This window comes from Bradyrhizobium sp. P5_C12 (assembly GCF_054049735.1).
Genome location: NZ_JBFULU010000042.1, coordinates 60,716 through 67,711 on the forward strand (window position 1 = coordinate 60,716; position 6,996 = coordinate 67,711).

Annotated in this window: 7 protein-coding genes; 1 reads left to right on the forward strand and 6 read right to left on the reverse strand. The window is 57.6% G+C overall.

The annotated features are described in order from the left end of the window. Window positions 1-188 precede the first annotated feature (188 nt). Window positions 189-1,106, forward strand: a complete 918-nt coding sequence (locus ACXJMY_RS29215) for a lipid A biosynthesis lauroyl acyltransferase (protein ID WP_456622806.1) — start codon at window positions 189-191, stop codon at window positions 1,104-1,106. Here ACXJMY_RS29215 and ACXJMY_RS29220 read toward each other — a convergent pair. The 6 genes from ACXJMY_RS29220 to ACXJMY_RS29245 all read right to left on the reverse strand — a co-directional run. Continuing rightward, complete coding sequence (locus ACXJMY_RS29220; RefSeq protein WP_456622807.1) at window positions 1,086-2,702, reverse strand: B12-binding domain-containing radical SAM protein; 1,617 nt, start codon at window positions 2,700-2,702, stop codon at window positions 1,086-1,088. The genes ACXJMY_RS29215 and ACXJMY_RS29220 overlap by 21 nt on opposite strands. Before the next feature lie 205 nt (window positions 2,703-2,907). After that, complete coding sequence (locus ACXJMY_RS29225; RefSeq protein WP_456622808.1) at window positions 2,908-3,303, reverse strand: Rap1a/Tai family immunity protein; 396 nt, start codon at window positions 3,301-3,303, stop codon at window positions 2,908-2,910. Window positions 3,304-3,988: 685 nt separating this feature from the next. Further along, a complete protein-coding gene (locus ACXJMY_RS29230; RefSeq protein ID WP_456622809.1) occupies window positions 3,989-4,678 on the reverse strand; it encodes a hypothetical protein in 690 nt (229 codons plus the stop codon). Between the two features lie 88 nt (window positions 4,679-4,766). After that, window positions 4,767-4,964: a hypothetical protein gene (locus tag ACXJMY_RS29235; protein WP_282523965.1), complete on the reverse strand. Its 198-nt coding sequence runs from the start codon at window positions 4,962-4,964 to the stop codon at window positions 4,767-4,769. A 202-nt stretch (window positions 4,965-5,166) separates the two neighbouring features. After that, window positions 5,167-5,751: a protein-S-isoprenylcysteine O-methyltransferase gene (locus tag ACXJMY_RS29240; protein ID WP_456622810.1), complete on the reverse strand. Its 585-nt coding sequence runs from the start codon at window positions 5,749-5,751 to the stop codon at window positions 5,167-5,169. A gap of 5 nt (window positions 5,752-5,756) precedes the next feature. Further along, window positions 5,757-6,996 (reverse strand): hypothetical protein (locus ACXJMY_RS29245; RefSeq protein WP_456622811.1); only part of this gene is annotated, 1,240 nt, incomplete at its 5' end.

Here is a 6,996-nt window from a genome sequence, read left to right on the forward strand (position 1 = left end):
GGTGTAAGTTAAAGGAGGCAAACAGAGCCCAACTGGCGGGCATTCGGACGGCTCCCGCTCCCTCTTCAAAGGCTTTGAGAGAAGCAATTCGTTAACAAAATAGGGCAGTTGCATCGCGTATCGGTGGTATGAGGACGCGCGCTGAAGCCCGTGGAAAGCCAAAAGTGTAAGCCAAGATTGTCGTTGCTATGCGGACTAGGTCCCAATTTCGCGACGTGACCAAAGCCCTGGGCCGAGCGGCGGTGGGCGCGTTGATGATCGGAATACTGCGTACCGCTCGCCATTTCGATCCGACCAAGACCGCCAACTTGTTCGCTCGGATCACTCGCTCAATCGGGCCCATGATGCGAGAGCAAAAGATCGGTCGAGCCAATCTAACCGCCGCATTTCCGGAGAAATCGCCTGCAGAGATCGAGAGCATTCTCGCAGGCGTCTGGGACAATCTTGGTCGTGTCGGCGCCGAATTCGCGCATCTTGATCGCATCTGGGAGTACGATCCCGCACGGCCCGAAGCTAGCCGCATCGAAATCGACAGGCGCTCATATGAATTGTTTACGCAGCTACGGCTCGACGGCAAACCGGCGCTGATCTTTGCGAGTCATCTCGCTAACTGGGAACTTCCGGCCCTGGCAGCCGTCGCGCACGGGTTGGATACTGCGATCCTGTATCGCCGACCCAACATCGCGTCCGCCGACCGCATCATCCAGGATATGCGCGCCGTGAAAATGGGCACGCTCATTCCCGCGGGTCGTGACGCACCCTTAAGACTTGCCGAGGCCCTTAAAGGTGGCCAGCATGTTGGAATGCTGGTCGACCAGTATCTGACCAACGGCGTCGAGGTCACTTTCTTCGGCCGCAAGACCAGGGCCAATCCGATGCTTGCCCGGCTGCTGCGGCAGATTGAGTGCCCGATTCATGGCGTGCGCATTATCCGTCTGCCCGGACAGCGCTTTCGTGGCGAACTGTCTGAAGAAGTGAAGCCGGTCCGCGATGCCGGAGGACAAATCGACGTTCAGGGAACGATGCAGGCGGTCACATCGGTCATCGAGGGCTGGATCCGCGAATATCCCGATCAGTGGCTGTGGCTACACCGTCGCTGGAGGTAGCACTTGACTGACTGCGGTAATCCTTAGTGGAGGTACATCGTCCAACTCGGCAATGCGGCGGTCAATCTCGCCGATCACGCGTTCCGAGAACGGCCCGAGGTGCATGTACAACGCCATCAGCATCACGATGTAACGCAGCGCGCCCGGATTGGACTTGGCGACTTCGACAAAGGTCTTCCAGAACGGCTCACGAACTTTCGGCAGAGCCCGCATGATCTTGTGAAGGCTGTCGATGCCGCCAAGCCTCTTGCGCACATCGCCATCCGGCAGATCGCGGCGCCGGTCGGATCGGTCGAGCATAGCTGCGAGACGGGACAGCCGCCCCGCATATGCCGCCGGACTGTAGACGTGCCCGAGCACGGCTTTGTAATCGGAAAGGATGTCACGAAGCGGACGCTTGGTATCGAAATTGCACCCGAGCGTGCACTGATCGCCCGCCTGCTCGACATTCATAAGGTCATGGCCGCGGTGCAAGCGGCCTTCCGTGGCCAACCGCCGTGTGAGCTGCGTGCCAGGCAGCGCATAAAGAAGCCCAACGATGGAGACTGGAATGCTCGCCTCCTCGATGAGGTCGGTCATCGCCTGTCCTATCGAGGCCTTTTCATTGTCGAACCCGACGATGAAACCAGCGGTGACGAACATGCCGTAGCCGTAAATCTTGTGAATGCACTCGGCGATGTTGCGCTTGGTGTTCTGCTTCTTCTTCATCTGCACGAGCGTCTCGGGATCCGGGCTCTCGATGCCGACGAAGATCGCGAAGAAGTTCGCATCCTTCATCGCCTGCAACAGCTCGCTGTCGTCCGCGATGTTGATCGAGGCTTCGGTTGAGAACTCGAATGGATAATGGTGCTCTTCCAGCCAGGCTTTGAGCCGCGGCATCAAGGTGCGGAGGTTCTTCTTGTTGCCGATGAAATTGTCGTCAACGAAATCGACATGCCCGCGATAACCGTGATCGTAGAGCGCCTGCAGCTCGGCGAGAATCTGATCGTTGGTCTTGGTACGCGGCACGCGACCATACAGCTCGATGATATCGCAGAACTCGCAGGTGAACGGGCAGCCACGCGAATACTGCAAGCCTATGTATAGATAGTGATCGAAGTTAAGCAGATCGTAGCGAGGCATCGGGCTCAGCGTGACATCAACCTTGAATTTCTCGGCGATGAACACGCCCTTGCGTTCGCCGCTTTCCCAGGCGGCGATGAACTGCTCGATGACATGCTCGGCCTCGCCGATAACCTGAAAGTCCGCGTCCGCGTAAAGATGCGGGCTGGAGGAGACGTCCGGCCCACCAACACATACTGGCTTGCCGCGCAGGTGGGCGAGATCGATCAGGTAGATGGCATCCGGCTGCTGGTTGAGCATACCGCCGATCATCACAAGATCGGCCCAATCGAGGTCCGCATCTGTCAACGCCTCGGTATTGCGGTTGACGAGCCGGATGTCCCAATGCTTCGGCAACATAGCGGCGACGGTGATCAGGCCGAGTGGCGCCGTGGGATACTTCGCGCCGACGAGTTCACAGGCCTCCGCATAGTTCCAAAACGAATTCGGAACGAACTTCGGATAGATCATCAGGACGCGGCATGCGATTGTCATGCTGTTCCAGCCCCGGGCGTTGATGACACAATGCCCCGCTATTTATCGGGGCTCAAGGGTTTCCGCTCGTCAATAAGGCGTTTGAGTGCTGGTTGTGGAGGTGTGCACTGCGGTTCAGCTCGCGCACCTCGACGGTAGTGCATTGCGAATCAATCAGGCCTGACACGGACATCGCAGACCGTGAGGCTAGCATCAGATACGCGTTCTATTTGGATTTTTTTGGGGCACGCTTTTTCGGTCCAGTTCCGGCATCGTCCCCACGGCAGRGCCAAGCATCCCTGAAAGCTTCAATAGCGACGGTGATCCCCGGTTCACTCACTCGATCCGGATTGTTATCAAGATACTGCAGAAAAACCTTCGCACTTTGCAAAGGGCTGCCTTGCGCGGGGGGGCATGCACGCACGTCAGCGGGCAGATTTGGTGCAAAGAGCATCGCGGTTTCGATCATCCCCTCACATGCGCCTGCGGATCGAGCTTCGTCCTGATTGCGAAGCGAATTCTTGACAAGCAGCTCGCAAGACTTTTGCGCGTCGGTTCCCTTATCAACAACCGTGGCATCGGCCTTCCCGATGATCGCTAGGATAAGGCCGGCAACAATCATATGGACCCGCATCCGCGTCCCCCGAATACCGGCGCGATAGCTTGAAGGCATTGAGTATGCCGCAATAGAGCGGCCGCCCGCGCCGTTCCAGGCGGCTCAGACGGCTTAGCTCAAAAAAAGCGCCTGATCCATCGCGCTCGAGTAAGAGCGACGTGAACTCAGCTCTTCCATTTTCGCAAAGCCGAAAGGGCGCTTGTGGACTTGAAAAATACGCAGCTTACGCGCCGTGACGGCCGCAAAGGTCGGCTGTACCCGATCATGATCACGGATCAACATAGGCCACGATCAAGTGTACCGATGGTATCGATCTCGATCCGGCGCGGAAGGCATCTATCATCCTGCCGTGTACGCGAGGTGCATTGATCGATTGATGCCGATGCTCGGCCTCGACGCAGCGTCATTGTCTGTCCGGTGATCTTCGTCTCAAGGTGCGAGCGCTGAAGACTGAGCATCGCGTCGCTGCGGCCTTAAGCGAACGATACGATTCGCGAACTGCGCCAAGCAGGACTTCGTCCTTGGAACGGTACTCACTATGAGCTCAGCCAACAATACCAGGAGGAGGTGGAGCGGCCTTGGGCGCAGCACCGCGGACACTCCCCCGATCTCGCAGCCTGTTCATCAACCAAGTGAGACCGCTCACGTATCCAGACGAGAGGGAAACCTGGATGAACTCAATCCGAGGATTTTAGCCTCGACCTGGTTCCAGCTGCACCGTTTTTCGCCCCCCGTTCAGGTCTCTGAGTTTGTTGACGTATTCCTCAGGCTTTAGCAGATGAAACGGAGCGTTGAGGCCCATAAAAGTCGCTATGCGGCCGATGAAAGCAGTGCAGTTGGTCGTTGCTGCATTCCAGAGCGGCGAAGACTCCTGCTGGCGCTTGATATAAGCAAAGACCTTCTTGGCGTCTGCCTCAGACAAATAGACGCGATAGCTGGCCGTCAGATATTGCTCGTCAAGATCACCGTAGGTCGCCCCCGTCTCAGAAGGGACAAACATGATGTGTCCCAGGATATAGGGCACCTCGTCGCCGGCCGGAGCCAGACCAGCGACCTCGACCTGCTTTTCGCCCGTCTTTCCGTACCAGACGAATGCATGACCGTACGTTGCCGCCGTGCGGGCGCGAAAATCAACGTAGTAGGGACCCGTGGCGGCAGCTCTTCGAGCTGGCTTTACATCGGATATCGCCGGCGTAGCAGCAGCCATGCTCGCCGCATGCTTCGTCGCCGAACTGGGGAAAGCGTCCCGTTGCTGCTGGTCGGTACGCGCCACGAGTGGTTGCGCGCTACTGATCCCGGCCCCCAAGCCTACAAAGGCCGCCAGCATGGCGGCCTTTGCAAGAAGCTCTAGACCCGGATATTTCCGAATCACTCCCGCCATCTTCGAATCCTCTTGGATCCAAGATCCGATGCCACAGGCAGTCTGCTACCCCAAACGAACGCCRCTGGCGTACGAATGAATAGTCAGATCAACCCTTGGTCACCAACGGAGCCGGGGCGGCAACCGGATATTTGCCCACCGGGCTCTTACCCACGGGATATTTGCCGATCGGAGCTTTGCCAACCGGCGCCGCGGCGGCAACCGGCTGAGGCCGTGGCAGGTCGGCAGCAACTGCGGTTCCCACGAAGGCCAAAGAAGCAATTCCAAGTACAACGAATTTCAACATCGGTCCCCACCATTGTTCGGGAGTGATTGGAATTCACCTGACACGCTTAGAAATAACCTGAGACTCGCCACGGCACCAACGAATAGACGCGGTTCCGACGGCTTTTTCTGCCGTATGTTGCGGAAATAGCACGCAAACTGAGGCGTCGGGTTCCAGATCAGTCTGGTAGATACCACAGGTTTAAGACGTGCCGGGACCTACCTCAGAGGATCCATGGGAAGACCCGGCCGGTCCGCGCCATATACTCGCGATAGCTGTCGCCAAACGTCTGCAACATCATTCGCTCTTCCCGTGCGACGCGGCCAAAGAACAGGACCCCGAAGCCGGCCAGGCCCGCGAAACCGGCAATCCAATTCGGCAGCAGCAATGCCTGGGCGATAGCCCACAGCCAAAATGCCGAATACATCGGGTGCCGAACTCTCCGGTAAATCCCTTCCGTCACGAGCTCATGGTTCTCCCGCACGTCGAGACTTATCGACCAGTTCCGGCCCAGTGCACGATGCGTCAGGTGAAACACGCCCAAAGCCGCAATCGCAAAGAAAGACCCCAGCCAAGCCAACCAGGGATAAAAGCCGTGAGCTGCGGAATGAGGTATTCCTGTCGCTACGTAGACGAGCGGCACAAGTCCAAGCCCCGAAAGAGATATGAGCAGGAGCGCCGTTTCCAGGGGGCCGCGAGCGCTCCGCACAACCCTCGCACGGCGGGAAYGCCGCGCGTACTTATAGCGTATGAGGTACCAGCCGATCACCAACGCAACGAAGATGACTTTTGAAATGGTGGGCGTCATTTAAATCAGGCTGCCGCGCCCGGACTTCCCAGCAGTTCGCTTTCCGACACCGGCGCGCCCGCAACAAGGCCTCCGTCGTCAGCGATCATCGACACGGCGCCATCCGGGGCGAGCGTCTGGGATTTGGCTGAAATAGGTCCGCATGTGAGCATGAAGTAGTCGTACGATGTTCGCCTGTCATTTCCACTGACGAACTGGCAGTGCACGCGGAAGAAATTGAAGCGGATGCGTTGATACATGTCGTCGTTAAGCATTCGACTAATCTTCACGACCCTGACGGTCGCCTCGTTTTCTGTCGACAAGCCCATTTCGGCCATTGGCCGGCATTTGTAAAAATTCAACACGTCGGTGAGGGCCTGATAGTCGCCCCAGAAGATCGCGCGGGAATTGGCGACGCGTTCCACCGTCCTGCGAAAGCGTACTGCCTTCGGGTGCAGGCCGATCTTGAGTATGGATGATCCAACGCTCAAGAATGTGACGGGAATCTTTTTCCGACCGAGCGCAGGGTCCAGCTTCAAGGCGCGATCAAGTAGATCAACCGCTAGTACGGCGCCAAGGCTGTGCCCTACGACCAGAATTTCGTCTGCGGCAGAGTTGGTCGCAGCAACCACGAGCTCGGCGGCCAACCTGTCCAGCCTTTGCTCTATTTTCGAATTACCGAATCGAATGTACTCGCAAGAAAAAATCCAATCGTCGAACAAGTCGCCCAGGTGCAGCCAGCGCCACGGACCCGCCAACACGGCTGCGAGCCCGAAGAGGCCGCCACCGGTAGCAATGGGAATTGATCCGGTGATCTTGAATGCAGCCACGCCAATCAAAAAGGCGGCCGCGACGAGCAATCCGAACGTAACGAATGGATAGAGAAAGAAAAGTGCGTATCGCCAATTGGCCTGCAAGTAACGCCAAAGAGTGCCGGCCAATACGAAATCCAGAAACGCAAGAATGCCGACGGAAATGCGTGAGCCGATGCTTCGACCCCCGAACACCTCAATTACATCGTGCCATCGGACCAAACGGTAATCGGTTTCGACGAGCCAATCGGGGCCGATTGTCGTCACGTTCCATTGTATCTGGTCGGCGGTATCATGCGAACCGTCGACGGTCGCTTTCACTGACCAGGTACGTTGGAACCTGGCAATTTCGCGCACGAAGCGTCGTTGCGCGCTGACATGCAACGTGATTGGATCATAGCCGCCGATATGGAATACCAGCCGCTTCGCTACAGGCTGTCCGGTCATGGTCTCA

Excerpts from the sequence above, each read along its gene's own strand:
- ACXJMY_RS29220 (WP_456622807.1), bottom strand. The coding sequence starts at position 2,702 with ATGACAATCGCATGCCGCGTCCTGATGATCTATCCGAAGTTCGTTCCG.
- ACXJMY_RS29235 (WP_282523965.1), bottom strand. The coding sequence starts at position 4,964 with ATGTTGAAATTCGTTGTACTTGGAATTGCTTCTTTGGCCTTCGTGGGA.
- ACXJMY_RS29230 (WP_456622809.1), bottom strand. The coding sequence starts at position 4,678 with ATGGCGGGAGTGATTCGGAAATATCCGGGTCTAGAGCTTCTTGCAAAG.
- ACXJMY_RS29215 (WP_456622806.1), top strand. The coding sequence starts at position 189 with ATGCGGACTAGGTCCCAATTTCGCGACGTGACCAAAGCCCTGGGCCGA.